17 protein-coding genes are annotated in these 19,317 nt (G+C 68.4%); 9 read left to right on the plus strand and 8 right to left on the minus strand.

The genetic code is table 11. From position 1 onward, the window contains the following. Window positions 1-53 precede the first annotated feature (53 nt). The 4 genes from J7024_RS20680 to J7024_RS20695 are packed head-to-tail and all read right to left on the minus strand — an operon-like array spanning window position 54 to window position 4,775. Window positions 54-1,760: a lactate permease LctP family transporter gene (locus J7024_RS20680; RefSeq protein WP_124829055.1), complete on the minus strand. Its 1,707-nt coding sequence runs from the start codon at window positions 1,758-1,760 to the stop codon at window positions 54-56. Between the two features lie 50 nt (window positions 1,761-1,810). Further along, window positions 1,811-3,256, minus strand: coding sequence for a LutB/LldF family L-lactate oxidation iron-sulfur protein (locus J7024_RS20685; RefSeq protein WP_124829053.1), 1,446 nt, complete (start codon window positions 3,254-3,256; stop codon window positions 1,811-1,813). Then, on the minus strand, window positions 3,253-3,978 hold the full coding sequence (locus J7024_RS20690; RefSeq protein ID WP_124829051.1) for a LutC/YkgG family protein: 726 nt from the start codon (window positions 3,976-3,978) through the stop codon (window positions 3,253-3,255). Before J7024_RS20690 ends, J7024_RS20685 begins: the two co-directional genes overlap by 4 nt. Further along, window positions 3,975-4,775, minus strand: a complete 801-nt coding sequence (locus tag J7024_RS20695; RefSeq protein WP_234745424.1) for a (Fe-S)-binding protein — start codon at window positions 4,773-4,775, stop codon at window positions 3,975-3,977. Before J7024_RS20695 ends, J7024_RS20690 begins: the two co-directional genes overlap by 4 nt. Window positions 4,776-4,909: 134 nt before the next feature. Here J7024_RS20695 and J7024_RS20700 point away from each other — a divergent pair, with 134 nt between their 5' ends. From J7024_RS20700 to J7024_RS20710, 3 genes are all read left to right on the plus strand, one after another. Continuing rightward, a complete protein-coding gene (locus tag J7024_RS20700; protein ID WP_124829047.1) occupies window positions 4,910-5,626 on the plus strand; it encodes a FadR/GntR family transcriptional regulator in 717 nt (238 codons plus the stop codon). Window positions 5,627-5,855: 229 nt separating this feature from the next. Continuing rightward, entirely contained in the window at window positions 5,856-7,481 is a 1,626-nt protein-coding gene (locus J7024_RS20705; protein WP_124829045.1) for a phospholipase D family protein, read from the plus strand. 238 nt (window positions 7,482-7,719) lie between these two features. Beyond that, window positions 7,720-8,493 carry a class II aldolase/adducin family protein gene (locus tag J7024_RS20710; protein ID WP_124829043.1) on the plus strand — a complete coding sequence of 258 codons (774 nt, stop codon included), beginning with the start codon at window positions 7,720-7,722 and terminating at the stop codon, window positions 8,491-8,493. Between the two features lie 19 nt (window positions 8,494-8,512). On the opposite strand, the gene J7024_RS20715 is transcribed toward J7024_RS20710, so the two are convergent. Then, window positions 8,513-9,478: a hypothetical protein gene (locus tag J7024_RS20715; protein ID WP_175751294.1), complete on the minus strand. Its 966-nt coding sequence runs from the start codon at window positions 9,476-9,478 to the stop codon at window positions 8,513-8,515. Window positions 9,479-9,997: 519 nt separating this feature from the next. Between J7024_RS20715 and J7024_RS20720 the strand changes: the two genes are divergently transcribed. Beyond that, window positions 9,998-10,432, plus strand: a complete 435-nt coding sequence (locus J7024_RS20720; protein ID WP_234745425.1) for a CHRD domain-containing protein — start codon at window positions 9,998-10,000, stop codon at window positions 10,430-10,432. A gap of 114 nt (window positions 10,433-10,546) precedes the next feature. After that, window positions 10,547-11,509 carry an alpha/beta hydrolase gene (locus tag J7024_RS20725; protein WP_124829037.1) on the plus strand — a complete coding sequence of 321 codons (963 nt, stop codon included), beginning with the start codon at window positions 10,547-10,549 and terminating at the stop codon, window positions 11,507-11,509. Here J7024_RS20725 and J7024_RS20730 read toward each other — a convergent pair. After that, window positions 11,479-12,321 (minus strand): EcsC family protein, encoded by an 843-nt coding sequence (locus tag J7024_RS20730; RefSeq protein WP_124829035.1) that lies wholly within the window; start codon window positions 12,319-12,321, stop codon window positions 11,479-11,481. The two genes, J7024_RS20725 and J7024_RS20730, sit on opposite strands and share 31 nt — an antisense overlap. A 108-nt stretch (window positions 12,322-12,429) precedes the next feature. On the opposite strand from J7024_RS20730, the gene J7024_RS20735 reads away from it, so the two are divergent. Both J7024_RS20735 and J7024_RS20740 read left to right on the plus strand, forming a co-directional pair. Continuing rightward, window positions 12,430-14,025 carry an MDR family MFS transporter gene (locus J7024_RS20735; RefSeq protein ID WP_124829033.1) on the plus strand — a complete coding sequence of 532 codons (1,596 nt, stop codon included), beginning with the start codon at window positions 12,430-12,432 and terminating at the stop codon, window positions 14,023-14,025. Between the two features lie 26 nt (window positions 14,026-14,051). Further along, window positions 14,052-14,498 carry a MarR family winged helix-turn-helix transcriptional regulator gene (locus J7024_RS20740; protein ID WP_124829031.1) on the plus strand — a complete coding sequence of 149 codons (447 nt, stop codon included), beginning with the start codon at window positions 14,052-14,054 and terminating at the stop codon, window positions 14,496-14,498. Between the two features lie 135 nt (window positions 14,499-14,633). Here J7024_RS20740 and J7024_RS20745 read toward each other — a convergent pair whose 3' ends face one another. Both J7024_RS20745 and J7024_RS20750 read right to left on the minus strand, forming a co-directional pair. Then, entirely contained in the window at window positions 14,634-15,215 is a 582-nt protein-coding gene (locus J7024_RS20745) for a DJ-1/PfpI family protein (RefSeq protein WP_124829029.1), read from the minus strand. A 171-nt stretch (window positions 15,216-15,386) separates the two neighbouring features. Beyond that, a complete protein-coding gene (locus J7024_RS20750; RefSeq protein ID WP_175770485.1) occupies window positions 15,387-16,667 on the minus strand; it encodes an amino acid deaminase in 1,281 nt (426 codons plus the stop codon). Between the two features lie 119 nt (window positions 16,668-16,786). On the opposite strand from J7024_RS20750, the gene J7024_RS20755 reads away from it, so the two are divergent. Together J7024_RS20755 and J7024_RS20760 are read left to right on the plus strand one after the other, a co-directional pair. After that, the gene (locus tag J7024_RS20755) at window positions 16,787-17,722 is read left to right on the plus strand and encodes a MurR/RpiR family transcriptional regulator (protein ID WP_124829025.1); all 936 of its coding nucleotides are present in this window, start codon (window positions 16,787-16,789) and stop codon (window positions 17,720-17,722) included. Between the two features lie 2 nt (window positions 17,723-17,724). Beyond that, on the plus strand, window positions 17,725-19,206 hold the full coding sequence (locus J7024_RS20760; protein WP_124829023.1) for an N-acyl-D-amino-acid deacylase family protein: 1,482 nt from the start codon (window positions 17,725-17,727) through the stop codon (window positions 19,204-19,206). The last annotated feature ends 111 nt before the right edge of the window (window positions 19,207-19,317 follow it).

Consider the following 19,317-nt stretch of genomic DNA (forward strand, 5'->3'; position numbering starts at 1 on the left):
CTTCCGGGCGCGGGGTTTTTGTTTTTCGGGGATGCGTGGAGCGACGGCGCGGCTTACGGCACCATCCCCGGCAGCACGTAGGCCTGCACGAGCGTGATCAGGCCGACGATTACGACGAACAGCAGGCTGTGACGCACCGTGAAGCGGAACAGCTCGGACTCCTTGCCGACGAGGCCGGTCGCCGCGCAGGCTACCGCGATCGACTGCGGCGAGATCATCTTCGCCGTGACGCCGCCCGTCGTGTTCGCGGCGACCGCGAGCGTTTCCGGCACGCCGAGCTGGTGCGCGGTCGTTTGCTGCAGCGAGCAGAACAGCGCATTCGACGACGTGTCCGAGCCCGTCAGGAACACGCCGAGCCAGCCGAGGAACGGCGAGAAGAACGGGAACGCGGCGCCGGTCGCGGCCAGCATCAGCGCGAGCGTCGACGACATCCCCGAGTAATTCGCGACGAACGCGAACGCGAGCACGAGGCCGATCGACAGGATCGGGCGCGTGAGTTCCGAGAGCGTTTCGCCGAACGTGACGAGCGCATCGCGCGGCTTCATTCGCAACAGCACCATCGAGATCAGCGCGGTCACGAGGATCGCACTGCCGACCGCCGACACGAGATCGATCTTCAGCACGGCCTCGAGCGCCTTCGGCGTCGCGGCGATCGGCGCGGTTTTCACGACCAGCTGGTCGAGCCCGGCCACATGGAACTTCAGCACGGTCGATGCGAGCGCGCCGTGCGCGGCGAACAGTGCCTTGAACGGCGCGATGCTCCACACGGTGACGACGGCGGTCAGGATCAGGAACGGCGACCATGCGCGCACGGTCTGCGCAAGCGTGTACGGCGACGCCTGACGGCTCGTGCGCGCACCCGCGCCGTTGCCGCCCGCGCCGAACCCGCCAAGCGCCGCGCCGCCGCCCGAAGCGACGATGCCGCCGGCCGTCTGCTTCGCGCTGCCCGGCTGCCACACCTTCAGGAAGGCGGCGAGCGCGACCAGGCTGACGAGCGACGACGTGATGTCAGGCAGCTCGGGCCCGATGTGGTTCGACGTGAAGTACTGCGTGATCGCGAAGCTGCCGCCTGCGACGAGCGCGGCCGGCCACGTCTGCCGCACGCCGCGCAGCCCGTCCATCATGAACACGAGCCAGAACGGCACCGCGAGCGACAGCAACGGCAACTGGCGCCCGGCCATCGCGCCGATGTGCATCGGGTCGATGCCCGTCACCTGTCCGGCGACGATGATCGGAATGCCCATTGCGCCGAACGCGACCGGCGCCGTGTTTGCAATCAGACACAGTCCTGCCGCGTGCAGCGGCTTGAAGCCGAGGCCGACCAGCAGCGCGGCCGTGATCGCGACGGGCGCGCCGAAGCCGGCGGCACCTTCGAGGAACGCGCCGAACGAGAAGCCGATCAGCAGCATCTGCAGCCGCTGGTCGTCGGTGATCGACAGCACCGATGCGCGGATGACGTCGAACTGGCCGGTCTTCACGACGATCTTGTACAGGAACACGGCCGCGACGATGATCCACGCGATCGGCCACAGGCCGTACGCGAAGCCGAAGCCGGCTGCCGCGAGCGCCTGCGGCACGGGCATCCCGTACGCGAGGATCGCGACGCCGAGCGATAGCAGCAGCGTGATCGCGGCGGCGACGTGCCCCTTCATCCGCAGCGCGGCGAGCGCGACGAAAAAGAAGATGATCGGAATTGCGGCGACGAACGCCGACAGCCCGAGGCTGCCGAGCGGGGTGTAGATCTGATGCCAAACCTGCATGGGTGTCTCCTCCATGGATTTCTATTGGTACGGGTTTGAAAACGGATGGGTCATTCGGGCTGGCCGCGTGCGCGCAGCAGGTCGGACAGGCTGCGCGGCGCGGGCGCGAGCGGCGTGCGGTGCTGGGTCCAGCCCATCTGCTTGGCGGGCGTCAGCGCACGCAGCCGCGTCGCGGTCCAGCGGAATGCGCGATACGCACGCGGATGCGCGAACGCACCCGACCAGAAGCGCCACACGAGGTCTTCCGCGCGGTTGTAGTTCGCGCCCTGGCCGCGCAGCGGATGCGCGACGGGTTCGTCGGGCTTGCGGTTCGCCTCGGTGCGCAGCCGCACGAGCAATTGCGGGATCGGAATCCGGACCGGGCACACCTCGCCGCATGCGCCGCACAGTGTCGACGCGGTCGGCAGATCGGCCGTCGCGTCGAGACCGAGCAGGTGCGGCGAGATGATCTTGCCGATCGGGCCCGGGTAGGTGGTGCCGTATGCGTGGCCGCCGATGCGCGTATAGACGGGGCAGTGGTTCATGCATGCGCCGCAGCGGATGCACTGCAGCGTCGCGCGCAGTTGTTCGTCCGCATACGCCTGCGTGCGGCCGTTGTCGAGCAGCACGAGATGCAGCTCGCGCGGGCCGTCGCGTTCGCCGTCGCGGCGCGGGCCGGAAATCAGGTTGAAGTAGGTCGTGATCGCCTGGCCGGTCGCCGAACGCGTGAGCAGGCTCGACAGCGGCACGACGTGCTCGAGTTTCTCGACGACCTTCTCGATCCCCATGATCGCGACATGCGTGTCGGGCACCGTCGTCGACAGCCGGCCGTTGCCCTCGTTCTCGACGAGCCATAGCGTGCCAGTGTCGGCCGCCGCGAAGTTCACGCCGGACAGCCCGATGTCGGCCTCGGCGAACGCGCGGCGCAGCGCGCGCCGGCCGGTCTGGATCAGCTCGTCGACGTCCTCCGTGTAGCGCGTGCCGGGGATATGCTGCTCGAACAGCCCGGCGATGTCGCCGCGCGTCTTGTGGATCGCCGGCATCACGATATGCGACGGCTTCTCGCCCGCGAGCTGCACGATGAACTCGCCCATGTCGGACTCGATGCAGTCGACGCCGTGATCCGCGAGGTAATGGTTCAGCTCGATTTCCTCGCTCGCCATCGACTTGCCCTTGATCACGCGGCGTGCCTTCTTCGCCTGCGCGATGCCGAGCACGATCGCGTTCGCGTCGGCGGCCGTCTCGGCCCAGTGCACGTGGACGCCGGCTTCGGTTAGCTTCGCTTCCAGCCGCTCGAGCAGCGACGGCAGTTGCGCGAGCGCATGCTGCCGCACGGCTTCGCCGAGATCGCGTAATTGCTGCAGCTCGGTGTCGTCGGGGAACTGGGTTGCGCGCTTGCCTTGCAGGAAGTCCATCGCGCCGCGAAAGCTGCTGCGCAGTGCCGGATCGTCGAGCGCGGCGCGCGCGCGAGCCTTGAAGTCGCCGGGGGCGACGAATTGCAGCGGTTGGTCGCTCATCGCGGCAGGTCCTGGCAGGCGGTTGCGGTCGGTTCGGCGGCCGGTTCGGTGACGATCACGACCCAGAGGTTGCGCGGGCCGTGCGCGCCGTACGCAAGGGTCTGCTGGATGTCGGAGGTTTTCGACGGGCCCGACACCAGCACGACGTTGGTCGGCATGCCGGCGTGCCAGCGTTCCGCATGCACGGCCGCATGAAGGTCCGCATGCAGCGTGTTCGCATGCACGAGCGCGACGTGCAGCGGCGGCACCAGCGATACAGTGCGCGGTGTGCCTGGATCGGGGGCGAGCACGACCGTGCCGGTTGCCGCGATGCCCGAGCGCGCGACGGTGAAGCCCGCATCGATCGTGTCGAACAGCTCGGCCTTCCACGTGTCGATCGGACGGTCGAACGGCACCGGCGCAACCGCGTCGGGCAGCGCGCGCGCGAGTGCAGCGGATTCGGCGCGGGCCGGATCGAGCAGCAAGCGGCGCACGCCGGCTTCTGCGAGACGCGCGGCAAGCTGCACGGGCCACGCATCGGCGCTGGCGCACCAGACGTCCGCGTGCGACGCGGCGAGTGCAGCCTGCATCGTCTGCGCGAGCGCGTGAGGGTCGGGGGCGGCCGGCGCACGCCGTGCCGCGTAATGCATGTCGATGCGCGCATCGAGCGTGGGCGCGGCGCTCGCGGCGACGCCGGGAGCCGCGCTGCGCAGGCGCGCGAGGATTGCGTCGCGCGCGCTCATTGCCGATCTCCGCGCAGCGACGTAGCGCCGGCCGTGCGGCGCCACAGAAAGCTCGCGAGATGCTCGACGGGCAGCGCCGCGCCGGCCTTGGTCGCAGCGTGGCCGATGTTCAGCAGGCAGCCGCAGTCCGCCGACACGAGCCGGTCGCAGCCCGTCGCGCAGGCCGACGCGACCTTGTCTTGCACCATCGCGCCGGAGATGTCGGGATGCTTCAGCGAGAACGTGCCGCCGAAGCCGCAGCATTCGGATTCGCGTTCATGTTCGATGCGCGTGACGCCGGGCAGCGCATCGACGAGCGCGACGCCATGCACGCGCGTACCCATCTCGCGGCGGGCCGCGCACGACGTGTGCAGCACCACGCGTTCTTCCGGGCCGATGTTCGAGGGGAGGGCGTCCAGCCGTACGTCGAGTACCTGTACGAGGAATTCCGCGAGTTCGTAGGTGCGCTCCGCGATCGCGCGGGCCTTCGGGCCGTGCACGGGATCGTCGGCGAAGAGGGCCGGCCAATGGTGCCGGATCATGCCCGCGCACGAGCCGGACGGCACGATCACGGGCCATGCCTCGCCGAACAGGTCGAGCTGCGCGGCCGCGACGCGGCGCGCTTCGTCGGGATTGCCGCTGCTGTAGGCCGGCTGCCCGCAGCAGCTCTGGCCGCGCGGATAGTGGACGGTCAGGCCTTCGCGTTCCAGCAGGCGAACCGCGTCGAGCCCGGCTTCGGGGACGAACAGGTCGACCAGGCAGGTCGCGAACAGGTAGACGTGCGCGGGGACGGTGGCGGGGTAGTGCCTTTTGTTCATGTCTCGCTCCAGGGGCGACGGCCCGGCATCCGAATGCGGGGCGACGATTTCGCTGCATAATTCCCGCGACGGCGCCGCAACTCAAATTGGTTGGGCCAATCGGCGCGACGGACATTCCGGATGGAGAGGCGGCGATGGCGGCGATGACGGCACGGGGCAGGACCGAAGTGGTGATGCGCAAGATCGAGACGGCGCTGCTCGACGGCACGTGGCCGGCTGGCGCGCGGCTGCCGGCCGAGCGTGTGCTCGCCGAGCAGTACGGCGTGGCGCGCAATACGGTGCGCGAGGCGACCCAGCGGCTCGTCGCGCGCGGGTTGCTGCAGAGCCGGCGCGGCGCGGGCGTCTACGTGACGGATCAGCTGCGCGCGGGCATCGCGTCGCCGTGGGGCCAGCTGGTTGCCGATCATCCGGCGCTGCGCGACGACATTCTCGAATTCCGCCGTGTGCTCGAAGGCGCGACCGCGTATTTCGCCGCTCTGCGCGCCGACGCGAACGACCGGCGCCGGATCCGCACACTGCTGCGCGAACTCGAAACCGCGCATGCGAATGACGATGCGGCCGTCGAGGCATCGACCGACGCGAAGCTGCACGAGGCGATCGCGCTCGCGTCGCACAACACGATGTTCCTGCACCTGCACACGAGCGTGATCGGGATGCTGCGCGAGCACATCTCGATCAACGTCGCGGGGATGACGACGCACGACGAGCAGGCGTCCGAGCTGCTGTTGCTGCAGCACCGCGTGGTGTGCGACGCGATCTGCGCGCACCGGCCCGAGGAGGCGCGCACCGCGATGCAGACCCATATCGACTACGTGCGCAGCCACTTCGAGAGAAGTGGCGATGTGCCGTGAGATTGGTTGGACCGCCGGCGCTGCAGGCCCGCCTGACGGGCGCGTGCGCTGCGTTCACCTTTTCTGCGGGCCGCCGTGCGTAGTGCGGGCAGCGGCCTGGGGGCGCCGCGCGCGCCGGCCGCGCGATTGACCGGTTCGCCGGGCGCCCACTAGAATCGGCCGGAACCGCCCGTCAGCCGCACGCCGCGGCGATTGCGGACCCATTGATCCGCCTGTCGAGGAAGCTCTCGTGCTCACGTCTTTGATCCGGCGCGCGCCGGCCGCGCTCACGTGGCACGCCGCGTTCCGCCCGGCCCGCGCGCTGGCCGTCTGCGTGCTGCTGTCGCTGGTCGCCGCCTGTGCGACCCATCCGCCCGCCACGTCCCTCGATCGCCCTGTCTCCCACGCGTTGCCGCCCGATGCCGCGACGCCGCTGCGCGACGCGCTGGTCGCGCCGGAAGCCGCGCACCCGGGCGAGTCGGGCTTCCGGCTGTTGCCCGATGGCGCTACCGCGCTGCAGATGCGCATCGCGCTCGCGCGCGCGGCGACCCGGACGCTCGACATGCAGTACTACATCGCGACCGAGGACACGACCGGCAAGCTGCTGCTCGGCGCCGCGCTGTACGCGGCCGATCGCGGTGTGCGCGTGCGGATGCTGGTCGACGACCTGAACTTCCGCGACATCGACCGCGTCATGGCCGCGCTCAATACGCATCCGAACATCGAGATCCGCGTGTTCAACCCGTTCGGCGCGTCGCAGCACGGGATGGTCGAGCGCACGGCCAACTTCCTCACGCGTATCGACAACTTCACGCGCCGGATGCACAACAAGGCGATGATCGCGGACAACCAGATCGCGATCGTCGGCGGGCGCAACCTCGGCGACGAATACTTCAGCGCGAGCCCGACGCTGCAGTTCCGCGATCTCGACGTGCTGGCAGCCGGGCCCGTGACGAACGACATCTCGACGAGTTTCGACGACTACTGGGCGAGCGCGAGCAGCTATCCGCTGCGCGAGCTGAATCATCAGTCGTTCGACCCGAAGGATCTCGACGCGATGCGCGACGAGTTGCGCGACCACTGGCGCAAGTACGCGGACCCGTACAACGCGAAGCCGCTGAACGCGACGCCGCTCGCGCAGCAGATCGCGCGCGACGAGCTCGAGCTCGTGTGGGCGCCGGCCGAATTCAAGGTCGACGCACCGTCCAAGGTCGCGCGGCCGACCGACACCTACGTGAGTCCGCCGATGCGGCGCCTGGTCGAGCTGACGCACACCGCGAAAAAGGAGTTCCTCGTGTTTTCGCCGTACTTCGTGCCGCACGACGCGGGCGTGAAGATTCTCGGCGACATGACCGCGCGCGGCGTGCGCGTCGCGATCCTCACCAACTCGCTCGCCGCGACCGACGCGGTCGCCGTGCAGGCCGGCTACGCGCCGTATCGCGTGCCGCTGCTGCAGCGCGGCGTCGAGCTGTACGAATTCAAGGCGCAGCCGGGCTCGCCGCGCGCGCGCCTGTTCGGTTCGCGTTCGCGGGCGAGCCTGCATGCGAAGGCGTACGTGATCGACCGGCAGATCCTCGTGATCGGTTCGATGAACCTCGATCCGCGTTCCGCGCACCTGAATACGGAACTGGCGCTCGTGATCCACAGCCCGGCGATCGCGCAGCAGGCCGCGGCGATCTTCGCGCGCGCGACGCAGCCCGATGAGAGCTATCGCCTGAGCCTCGTGGCGCCGACGGGCTGGGGCACGCCCGAACTCGAGTGGACCGGGATGGACAACGGCACGTTGACGACCTATCACGTCGATCCGCATGCGGGGCTGATGCGCAACCTGATGACCGGCCTCTTCATCCTGCTGCCGGTCGACGACCAGTTGTAAGGGCCGGAACGGCTCGGGCCAAACCCGCGATACCGGTGCACGGGGAAAGGTGATATGGTTGTGCACGCAACTATATGCGTGTCGTGAAGGCGCCGTCGAACGGCTCGTGCAAGGCGGGCCGGAGCGGCGCGGAACGACACGCCGCATGCGCCGCACGACCCGCGTGCGACGCCAGGAGACGAGGGACGATGTGCGCAGCCGCCCGCGCGGTCGCGCCCGCCCGCAACCGGAGTGCCCCATGCAACGTGTACCGAACCAGCCGTTCACGCGTCCAGCCCGTTTCTCCGAAGCCGAATGGCAGGCGCGCGTGCAGCTCGCCGCCGCCTACCGGATCTTCGACCATCTCGGCTGGACCGAACTCATCTACAACCATATCTCGCTGCGCGTGCCGGGCGAGGACGCCCATTTCCTGATCAACCCGTTCGGGCTCCATTACCGCGAGGTATGTGCATCGAACCTCGTGAAGATCGACATCGACGGCAACGTGATCGGTCATTCCGACTGGCCGATCAACCCGGCCGGCTTTACGTTCCACAGCGCGATTCATGCGGCGCTGCCGGACGCGCACTGCGTGATGCACGTGCATACGACGCCGACGATGGCTGTGTGCTGCTCGCGCGAAGGGCTGTCGTTCACGAATTTCTATTCGGCGCAGCTGTACGGGAAGGTCGCGTATCACGATTTCGAGGGCATCACCGTGCATCTCGAAGAAGGGCGGCGCATCGTCGGGAGCGCGGGTGGGCGGCCCGTGCTGCTGCTGCGCAACCACGGGCCGGTGACGATCGGCGCGACGCTCGCGCAGACGTTCTCGCTGATGTGGCTGCTCAATCGTGCGTGCGAGGTACAGGTCGCGACCCGTGCGATCGGCGATGCGTTGCCGATCGCGCCGGCGGTGCTCGACGCATGCGTGCGCGATTCGCTGAATTTCGATCCGAAGCATGGCGCGGGGCAGGACGCATTCGACGCGCTGCAGCGCGTCGTCGACCGGATCGATCCCGGCTATCGCGCGTGACGCGGACGGCGCGCGCCGGCTAGAAGCGGTAGCCGATGCCGGCCTGGATCACGTCGGTGTCTCGGTTGTAGCGCGTGACCACGCGATTCAACGTGACGCGCGTGAGCCAGCGATCGGAGATCCGGTAGCTGGCCGAGATCGACGCGATGCCGGCGAACCGGCCGTCGCCGGGGCCCGGCTGGCCTTCGCGGTTGTGCTGGTCGACCGTGAAATACGCGCCGGCGCCGGCCGACAGCGTGACCCTGTCGTTCAGGAACGCGCGCGTGAGCCAGAGCTCCGATGCGACCCCGTTGCGGCGGATCGCCTCTTTCGCGCCTTCGTACATCCACGTCGCGGTCCAGTCGATCGAGCGCGTGAGGCCGCGCCGGTATTCGAGGCTGCCGCCGAGCGCCGATGGCGACGAACGGCTGTTCAGGATCGTCTCGCCGAGCATCGCGGTGATTTCGTTGTTCGTGACCTTGCGCATGCGCGGCAGCGCGGTGTCGCGTGGGCCGGGCGTATCGGGCGCGTCGAGCTGGTAGCCGACGCCGAACATCACCGACGTCGTGTCGGGGCCGCTGAACACCTGCGCGCGGTTGAGCTGGAGCTGCGCGATCCAGCGGTGCGACGTGTAATATGCGGCGCGCACGCTCATCAGCACGCCCCAGCCGTGCGTGTTCGAGTAGCCGCGGCCTTCGGCGGCCGGCACCGTGTCGAAGTAGCGATACGGGCCCGCGCCGGCCGACAGCACGAAGCGACGGTTGTCGAGCGGCACGCGGCCCCAGAACTGGACTGCCTGGCCATCGCGGTGGTGATTCGGAATGTGTCCCTCGTTGTACCAGGCGAAGCCGAGCGCCGTATGTGCGCTCAGGCCTTCCTGATAGTCGAACGCCCATGAATACGAGCGGTCGCCGCCGCCCCACAGCGAGCCGGCGAACAGCGAGAATTCCTGCGCATCGACGGGCGCGCCGTACAGCGCGGCGACGGAGCAGAGGCCCGCCAGCATCGGGCGGACACGGAAGGGGCGGAGCGGGCGGGGGATCGGGAGACGGGTCGGCACGGTTCGCTTTCCAGTCGTGACAACACGCGATCATTTTCCTGCGCGGGCAAGCCCGTGTCGACGCGGGTTTGCACAACAGCCTGTTACGTATCGTGACACCGCGCGGCGCGCGCAGCCTTATCGCATGCGGGCCGGCGGTGCGGGAGCCGGGTCGCGAAAATTGATTCGTCATACTTGGTAATTCGGTGCTGGATGTGCCCGTGACGATGTCGGCGCTGCGCGCATGCCGTGCGCGGCAGGCAAAAAAAACGCGGCCGGATGGCCGCGTAAATACTCGCAGACTCCTTCGGACGAAGGAAACAAGCAACTGTGAGGCGAAGTGTAGCGAAAGGCCGCGAGCGGATTCAGGGCCCGGGCTGCAAAGGTCTCTTCCAGGTTGCGGCAAGCTGCCGGATCCGCGGCGATCGACTACCATCATGGAGCGTCACCGGCCGGGTGGCGTACCACGTCGTACAAGGAGGATTCATGCCGAAGCTGCGTTTGCTCCAGGTGGCGTTACTTGCGGGTGTGCTGGCCGCTGGCAGCGCCGCCGCCGAAACGGTGCGCCTGTCTGCCAACCTGCAACCGTCGAGCGAAGTGCCGCCGACCGCGACGAAAGGCTCCGGCGCGGTCGACGCGACTTACGACACGGCCAGCCACATGCTGCGGTGGACCGTGACTTACGAACACCTCACGGGGCCGGCGACCGCCGCGCACTTCCATGGACCCGCGCCGGTCGGTCAGAACGCCGGCGTGCAGATGCCGATTCCGAAGGACGAGCTCGCGAGCCCGATCAATGGCTCGAAGGCGCTCACCGACGCGCAGGTCACCGACCTGATGGGCGGCAAGTGGTACTTCAATATCCATACGAAGGAGCATCCGTCCGGCGAGATTCGCGGCCAGGTGATGCCGGCGAACTGACGCCGGCGAAGCGGCGCGCGAACCGGGCGGCGCGTTTGATGTAGAGCCTCCCGTCGAGCGGCGCCGGCGCGATCGCACGTACCATCGTCACACTGTGATGACGGAGTGCGTTCGATGAGTTGGCAAAGCAAGTTCGCGTGCTGGCTGCTGCGCTGGCAGTTTCGTCCCGAGACCACGCGTCCGGTGCTCGATCCCGCCCGTGCGCGGCGCTTCACGGATCTCAGGATGATCGTGCCGCGCCGGGTGCCGTCGGGCTACCGGCTGCGCGAATGCTACGGTCCCGGCGACGCACCGCTGCGCGGCGAGTGGCTCGAACGCATCGACGCGGCGCCCGCGCGCGGGCCGGGCCGCACGCTGCTGTACTTCCACGGCGGCGGCTACTACTTCTGTTCGACGAAAACCCATCGGCCGCTGGTATTCGGCCTGACGAAGCGCGCGGGCGTGCGCGCGTTCTCGCTCGATTACCGGCTCGCGCCCGAGCACCGCTTCCCGGCCGCGCTCGACGACGCGCTCGCCGCGTACCGGCAACTGCTCGCGCTTGGAATGCCGCCCGAATCGATCGTGTTCGGCGGCGACTCGGCGGGCGGCGGCCTCGCGCTTGCGACGCTCGTCGCGCTGCGCGATCGCGGCGAACCGCTGCCCGCCGGCGCGATCCTGTTCTCGCCGTGGACGGACCTGGCCGGCACGGGCGGCACGATGCGCACCAACGACGGCCGCGACCCGATGTTCGCGGGCGCGGCGCTGCCGAAGGCGGCCAAGCTGTACCTCGGGGACGAGGCGGCGACGCATCCGTACGCGTCGCCGTTCTATGCGGATTTCACCGGGCTGCCGCCGCTGTATATCCAGGTCGGCAGCACCGAAGTGCTGCTCGACGATTCGCGCCGCGTCGCCGACAAGGCGAAGGCGGCCGGCGTGCCGGTGGACATCGAGATCTGGCCGGACATGCCGCACGTATGGCAGCTCTATACGCCGATGGTGCCGGAGTCGCGCGATGCGCTCGACCGGGCGGCCGCGTTCCTGCGCCGTGTTGCCGTCGAACGGGCGGTTCAGCGCGTCGGCGAGGCGTCGATCGCCTGATACGCGGCCTTCACGGCCGCCGAGCCGTACTTGCGCTCGAGCCGGCGCACGGTGAAGTGGCCGTGCGCCATTTGCTGGAAGTGGTCGATGAACAGCGTGTTGACGGTCGCGCCGAGCACCGCGCCGATCGCAGGGATCGACTTCGCGGCCATCTGCTCGGTCACTTGCACCGAAAAACGTGACGCCACCGTCTGCACAAGCTTGAACACCGCCGCCGAGCTGTGCGCGGCGATCCCTTTCGTCGTGATGTCCGACGATGCCTTCGAAATCGCCTGCGCGAGCGCGCCGCGCAGCACAAAATAGCCGAGATCGGCTTCGTCGTCGTGCCTGTCCGGGTTGCCGCCCATGCCGAGCACGGCCAGGCATTGCAATTGCGTATCCACCGAGCCCAGGTCCTCGCCCTCGCTGCGCGCGATGTCGCAAACCGAGCGGAAGATCAGCGTGGTCGTCACCGGCAGCTCGACCGGCAGCGCGAGGAAGCCGAACGCGCCGCCTGCCGCACCCGTCGTGGCGACCGCCAGCTTGTGCAGCAGGTTGCTCGGCTTGTCCGGTTCGGCATCCGGCCCCGGCGGCTTGCCGAGCGTGCGCAGTGCGATGTTCAGGCACTTGCGCAGCGCGAGCTGCGTCGCGTCGTTGATCTTGCCGGTCGCGAAGTCGGGCAGCCGCGCGATCATCTTCTCGACCGGCGCGCCCAGCACGCCCGTCAGCTTCATCGTCAGCGACGGGCTTTCCAGTACCTGCTTCGCGCGCCGCAGCGCGTCCCGGTCGTCAGGCGACAGCGTCGTCGCGGGCGTGATTGAAATCGGTTCCATCTTTCTCCTTCGGGGCCGGGGGCCGGTTGAGCCGTCGCCAACCTAGATTACTCCGGCATGCTAGAATTTTGAGATTATTTGACTCGTCAAAAGTTGCATCAACAAAAAATGGCCGTCCATACTGCCGCCCACCATTCGAGCGGGCAAGTCCTGCCGTTCCGCGAATCGCTGCTCGCGATGATCGGGATCTCGTTCGTTACCATGCTCGTCGCGCTCGACCAGACGGTCGTCGGCACCGCGCTGCCGACCATCGTCGCCGAGTTGAGGGGCTTCGACCTGTACGCATGGGTTGCGACGTCGTACCTGCTCAGTTCCGTGATTACCGTGCCGATCTTCGGCCGGCTCGGCGACTATTACGGCCGCAAGCCGTTCGTGATCGCGTCGATCGTCGTGTTCACCGGCGCGTCGGTGCTCTGCGGGATGGCCAACGACATGCTGTATCTGGTGCTCGCACGCGGCCTGCAGGGCATCGGCGGCGGGATGCTGGTCGGCACCGCGTTCGCGTGCATTCCCGACTTGTTCCCCGATTCCGTCGTGCGGCTGCGCTGGCAGGTGCTGATGAGCTCCGCGTTCGGCATCGCCAACGCGGTCGGGCCGTCGCTGGGCGGGATCCTGACCCAGTCGTTCGGCTGGCGCTCGGTGTTCTACGTGAACCTGCCGGTCGGCCTGCTGTCGCTGTTCTTCGTGTGGCGCTACCTGCCGCACCTGCGGCACGTCGAGCACGACCGCAAGATGCGGCTCGACTGGCCCGGCGCGCTGCTGATCGCGCTGTCGCTCGGCGCGCTGCAGCTGTTCGTCGAATGGCTGCCGAAGTACGGCGTGATGAGCTGGGCGTCGCTGCTGCTGGTCGTCTCGGTCGGCGCCGGCGTCGGCTTGTGGCATTGGGAAAAGCGCTGCGCGCAGCCGATCCTGCCGTTCGACATGTTCGGCAACCGCGCGCTGTCCGCGCTGTTCGTGCTCGCGATTCTCGCGGGCTTCTCGATGTTCTCGCTGCTGTTCTATGCGCCGCTCCTGTTCCAGGGCGGCTTCGGGATGTCGCCGAAGGAGGCGGGGCTCGTAATCACGCCGCTCGTCGTGTTCATCACGATCGGCAGCATCATGAACGGACGGGTCGTCACGCGCATCCGCAATCCGAACGCGATGCTGCACGTCGGTTTCGTGCTGTTCGCGATCGCGTGCGCGGGCATCGTCGTGTCGACGCATGCAACGCCGACCTGGGTGCTGATGGCGCTGATGGTCTCGGGCGGCATCGGCCTGGGCTTCGTGCTGCCGAACCTCACCGTGTTCGCGCAGCAGACGGCCGGCCGCGAGCACCTCGGCATCGCGACCGCGCTGCTGCAGTCGCTGCGGATGGTCGGCGGGATGATCGGCACCGCGCTGACGGGCACGCTCGTCAACCAGCTGTATTCGAGCGGCGTGCGCGATGCGCTGTCGGGCGACCACGCAATGCAGTGGCATGCGCAGCTCGCCGATCCGCAGATCCTGATCGATCGCGCGGCGCAGGGCGGTCTCGTCGCCGCGCTCACGCGCGCCGGGCATAATGGCGCGCTGCTGCTGGAAGCGGCCCGCGAATCGCTGGTCGGTGCGATTCACCTGGGCGTCGCGATGGCGGCCGTCGTTGCCGTCGTGTCGGTGTGGCAGTGCCGCCGCGTGCCGCCGGTCGCGCTGCGGCACAAGATCGAGCCGCATGTCGCGGCCGATTGATCGATTGAATGAATAGAACTCAGCGCATGGAAGAACAGGACCGCGTCGCGATCTTGCAGCAATTCGGACGCACGTATCGCGCGTTCATGACCGCGTTCGAAACGCACGTCGGGCAGCCGATGCCGCGCTGGCGGATCATGGTCGCGCTGCACACGCTGGGCGGGCATTCGTCGCAGAAGAAGCTCGTCGAGGTGCTGCGCATCGATCCGGGCGCGCTCACGCGCCAGCTGAAGTCGCTCGACGCGCTCGGCTGGATCGAGCGCGCGTCCGACGCACGCGACAACCGCGTGACCAACGTGACGCTCACAGCCGACGGCCGCGCCGCATTCGACGCGTGTTTGCCGCGCCGCAAGGCATTCCTCGATCAGACGATGGCGCAATTGCCGGACGACGTGCTCAGTGCGCTGTCGGGCGCGCTGGCGATGCTGGAGTCGCGTATCGCGGACGTCGCGTCCACGCCGGCGTCGCACTGAACGGCGCGGCGGGAACGGGCAGGAAGCAGGGGCGGGCTGGAGAAGGCGCGGCACGGAGCAGCACGCCCCGGCTGTGAGCGACCGGAGCACGGGTCGCGCGAACCCGCCGCCGGCCGGCCTTTCATTTCACTTCGTTTACAGCTCGATGCGCGTGCCCAGCAGCGCGAGGAACTGCGCGATCCATGCCGGATGCGCGGGCCACGCGGGTGCGGTGACGAACGGCGCATCGGTCACGGCTGCATCGACCGGGATGTCCGCGTATTCGCCGCCTGCGAGCTTCACTTCGGGCGCGCAGGCCGGGTAGGCCGAGATGCGCTTGCCGCGGATCACGTCGGCGGCCGCGAGCAGTTGCGCCGCATGGCAGATCGCGGCGATCGGCTTGCCGGCCTGCGCGAACGCGCGCACCAGCGCGATCACCTTCGAATCGAGCCGCAGGTATTCGGGCGCACGGCCGCCCGCGATCGCGAGCGCGTCGTAGCCGGACGCATCGACGTCGTCGAACGTTGCGTTCAGCGTGAACTGGTGGCCGGGTTTTTCGGTGTAGGTCTGGTCGCCTTCGAAATCGTGGATCGCGGTCTTGACCTTGTCGCCCGCGCGCTTGCCCGGGCAGACTGCATCGACGTGATGGCCGACGGCCTGCAGCGCCTGGAACGGCACCATCGTTTCGTAGTCTTCGGCGAAATCGCCGGTCAGGAACAGGATCTTCTTCGCGGCCATGGCTTTCTCCATTGAACAGCGTTGAGGGCCCGTTCGCGTCGTGTGCGGCAGACGGTGCAACGGCGGCGAAGCGGCCCCGAGGACGAAAGCGCAGTGTACTCCGGCAGATTGAAGCGCGCGTGACGGCCGCCCCGTGCGGCGGCGGGGCGGTGGCGTGGCGCGTGCGGCGCGTCAGAAGAAGGTTTCGACGACTTCCGTCACGCGGAACTGCGGATCGAGGACGAGCAGCTGGCGCCACTTGTCGAATGTCAGGCACGGGTGCGAGATGTCGAACGCGACCATGTCGCCGACCTTCACGTCCGCGCCCGGCGGGATCTGCAGGTACGCGTGCTGGTCCATCATCCCGGTGACCGCCCAGCCTTCGCTCGCGGCGACTTCACGCGGCGCGCTGTCGCGGCCCGGACGGAAATGCCGCGCCGGCTCGGGCAGGCCCGCGTCGAAAGCGGCGTCGCGCTTGCCGAGCGCGATGATCGCGCGATCCTGCTCCGGCACCGACTGCACGTACGCCCACAGTTGCAGCGCCGGCAGCAGCCCTTCGCCCATCTTGCGTGCGATCGGGTTGCGCGCGAACACGTCGGTCTGCGCCTTCTTGTAGATGCCGACGTCGTGCGTCAGGTAGCAGCCCGGACGCAGCACGACTTCCGCGAAACCCGCGTCGGATGCCTTCGCGAATTCCTCCGCGACCACGTCGTACCAGGCCGAGCCCGCGCCCGACAGGATCGCCGGCGTGCGCGCGAAGCAGCCTGCTTCGGCCAGCTCGCGCGTGAGCGCGACCGCGCCCTGCAGGAACGCGCGGATCTCGCCTTCCTCCTTCAGCACGCCTTCGTAGAGTTCGATGCCGGCCAGCTTCAGCGTGTCCGGATAGCGCGCGATCGCATCGAGCACCGCCTGGCGCTGCGCGGCATCGCGCACGCCGGCGCGGCCGCCCGGCACGCCGAGTTCGATCAGCACGTTCAGCGATTTCTTCGCGTCGCCGAAGAAGCGGCCGAGCTGGTCGACGCTGTCGGCAGAATCGACGAGGCAGAAAAACTCGAAATCGGGATCGGACAAGAGCCCCGCAATGATCGTCATGTTCTGGCGGCCGACCAACTGGTTCGCGAGCAGCACGCGCCGCACGCCGCCGTGATACGCGGCCTGCGTCTGATGCGCGGTCGCGAGCGTGATGCCCCATGCGCCGGCGTCAAGCTGGCGGCGGAACAGTTGCGGCGCCATCGTCGTTTTGCCATGCGGCGCGAACTGGACACCGTACTGCTGGACAAATGCCTGCATCCAGTTCAGGTTGTGTTCGATGCGATCCGCGTACAGCACCGCGGCCGGCAGGCTGACGTCTTCCGCGAGCAGGTTCCACTCGAGACGGCCCGCGTCGTCGAGCCGCACGCTCGCGCTCGGGACGTTGCCGAGACCCTTGCCCAACGGATCGATCGTCGGCTCCTGATAGTTTGTAACTTTCATGTAATCGCGCTCCATCATCACTGTGCATTGCATTGAAGTTGACACGCAGATGGTACAGAAAGTAGCATCTGCGCGGTAATGTTATTTAGTAACATCAAGCTCCGCATCCCTTTCGGCAGATGAATACGCCCGCTATCCCGTCCGTTCCGTCCGGCGCCGAGCAACCGGCTCCGGTCGCCCCGCCGGTCCTCGACATCGTCGCGCGGATCGCCGAATGCGCGCCCGAGTTGCGCGAGGCCGAGCGCAAGGTCGCCGCGTTCATCCTCGCCGATCTCGCGCGCGCCGCGCATGCGAGCATCGGCGCGCTGGCACGCGACGCGGAAGTCAGCGTCGCGACGGTCACGCGTTTCGCGAAGGCCGTCGGCTGCCGCGACGTGCGCGAACTCAAGGTGCTCGTCGCGCAGGCGGCGGCCGTCGGCCAGCGCTTTCTGGTGCCGTCCGACGACGGTCCCGCGGAAGACGCGAGCCCCGCGTCGGTCGTCTACGACGAAATCCGCGTGGCGCTCGCGCACAACCATCAATTGCTGCGCAACACGTCGTTCGACGCGGCTGCTGGCCTGCTCGCCGGCGCGAAGATGATCTATGTGTACGGGCAGGGCGGCGGCTCGACCGCGCTCGCCGACGAACTGCGTTTCAGGCTCGTGCGTTTCGGCCGGCCGGTCGCGAGCTACCAGGACAGCCTGCTGCAGCGGATGGTGTCCGCGACGCTGTCGCGCGACGCCGTGGTCGTCGCGCTGTCGGTCAGCGGCCGCGTGCCCGAGCTGCTCGAGAGCTGCCGGCTTGCGAAGCGCTACGGCGCGAAGCTGATCGCGATCACCGCGCCGGCGTCGCCGCTCGCGAAGCTCGCCGACCACCTGATTCCGGTCGTCGCATTCGAAACCGATTTCATTTACAAGCCTTCGACATCGCGCTACGCGATGATGATGGCGATCGACGTGCTCGTCACCGGAGTCGCGCTGCGGCTCGGCGATGCGGGCCGGGAATCGTTGCGCCGCATCAAGCATGCGCTCGATGCGCATCGTGGCGGCGGAGACCGTCAACCGGTAGGAGACTGACCATGCATTCGCATCCCGAAGCCGCCGATACGCTGATCGTCGGCGCGCAGCTGTACGACGGCACCGGCGCGCCGCCCGTCACGCGCGACGTCGCGATCCGCAACGGCGTGATCGCGGCGATCGGCAACCTGTCGAACTGGCTCGCCGAGACCGTCGTCGATGCGAACGGCCGCGCGCTCGCGCCGGGCTTCGTCGACGTGCACACGCATGACGACACGCACGTGATCCGTGCACCCGAGATGCTGCCGAAGATCTCGCAGGGCGTGACGACCGTGATCGTCGGCAACTGCGGGATCAGCGCGTCGCCCGTGACGCTCGCGGGCAACCCGCCGGACCCGATGAACCTGCTGGGCGAGCGCGACGCATTTCGCTACCCGACCTTCGCCGACTACGTCGCCGCCGTGAACGCCGCGCGTCCGGCCGTCAACGTCGCGGCGCTCGTCGGGCACACCGCACTGCGCAACAACCAGATGGACCGCCTCGACCGCGCGGCGACCGACGGCGAAATCGCCGGGATGCGCGCGCAGCTTGAAGAGGCGCTCGCGAACGGCGCACTCGGATTGTCGTCGGGCCTTGCGTACGGCTCCGCGTTTGCGGCACCGGCCGAGGAAGTGATGGCGCTTGCCGAGCCGCTCGCGAACGCGGGCGCGCTGTACACGACTCATATGCGCACCGAGTTCGACGCGATCCTCGACGCGATGGACGAGGCATACCGCGTTGGCCGTCACGCGCAGGTGCCGGTCGTGATCTCGCACCTGAAGTGCGCGGGCCCGTCGAACTGGGGGCGCAGCACCGAGGTGCTCGCGTCGCTCGAAGGCGCGCGTCGCTACCAGCCGGTCGGTTGCGACTGCTATCCGTACAGCCGCAGTTCGTCGACGCTCGACCTGAAGCAGGTGACGGGCGACATCGACATCACGATCACGTGGTCGGAGCCGCATCCGGAAGTTGCCGGCAAGCTGCTGAAGGCGATCGCGGCCGACTGGGGCGTGACCGAGCAGGAGGCCGCCCAGCGGATCCGCCCGGCCGGCGCCGTGTACCACAACATGTCCGAGGACGACGTGCGCCGGATCCTGTCCCACCCGGCGACGATGGTCGGCTCGGACGGCCTGCCGAACGATCCGCTGCCGCATCCACGGCTGTGGGGTGCGTTTCCGCGCGTGCTCGGCCATTACGTGCGCGACACGAACCTGCTGCCGCTCGAGGAAGCGATCCGCAAGATGACGTCGCTGTCCGCCCGCCGCTACGGGATCGCGCGGCGCGGCGAAGTGCATGTCGGCTACCACGCGGATCTCGTGCTGTTCGATCCGGCGTGCGTGATCGACGCCGCGACGTTCGAGAAGCCGCAGCAACCCGCGCACGGGATCGACGCCGTGTGGGTGAACGGCGTGCTGACTTATGAGAACGGCCAGCCGACCGGCGAGCGCGCCGGCGGTTTCGTCGCGCGCGGCGAGCGCGTGCCGGCGAGTGCCGACGCCGCGTTCTGAGCGCGGTCTTGATTCGATCTGCCGCGCGCGCCAGGGTCGGTGCGCGCATCCGCAACCGTGCGTTGCATGGGGCGGGAGCAGGCGCCGATGCGCCGGCTCCGGCCGACAAAC

The organism is Burkholderia sp. WTPI3, assembly GCF_021483755.1.
Classification (GTDB): domain Bacteria; phylum Pseudomonadota; class Gammaproteobacteria; order Burkholderiales; family Burkholderiaceae; genus Burkholderia.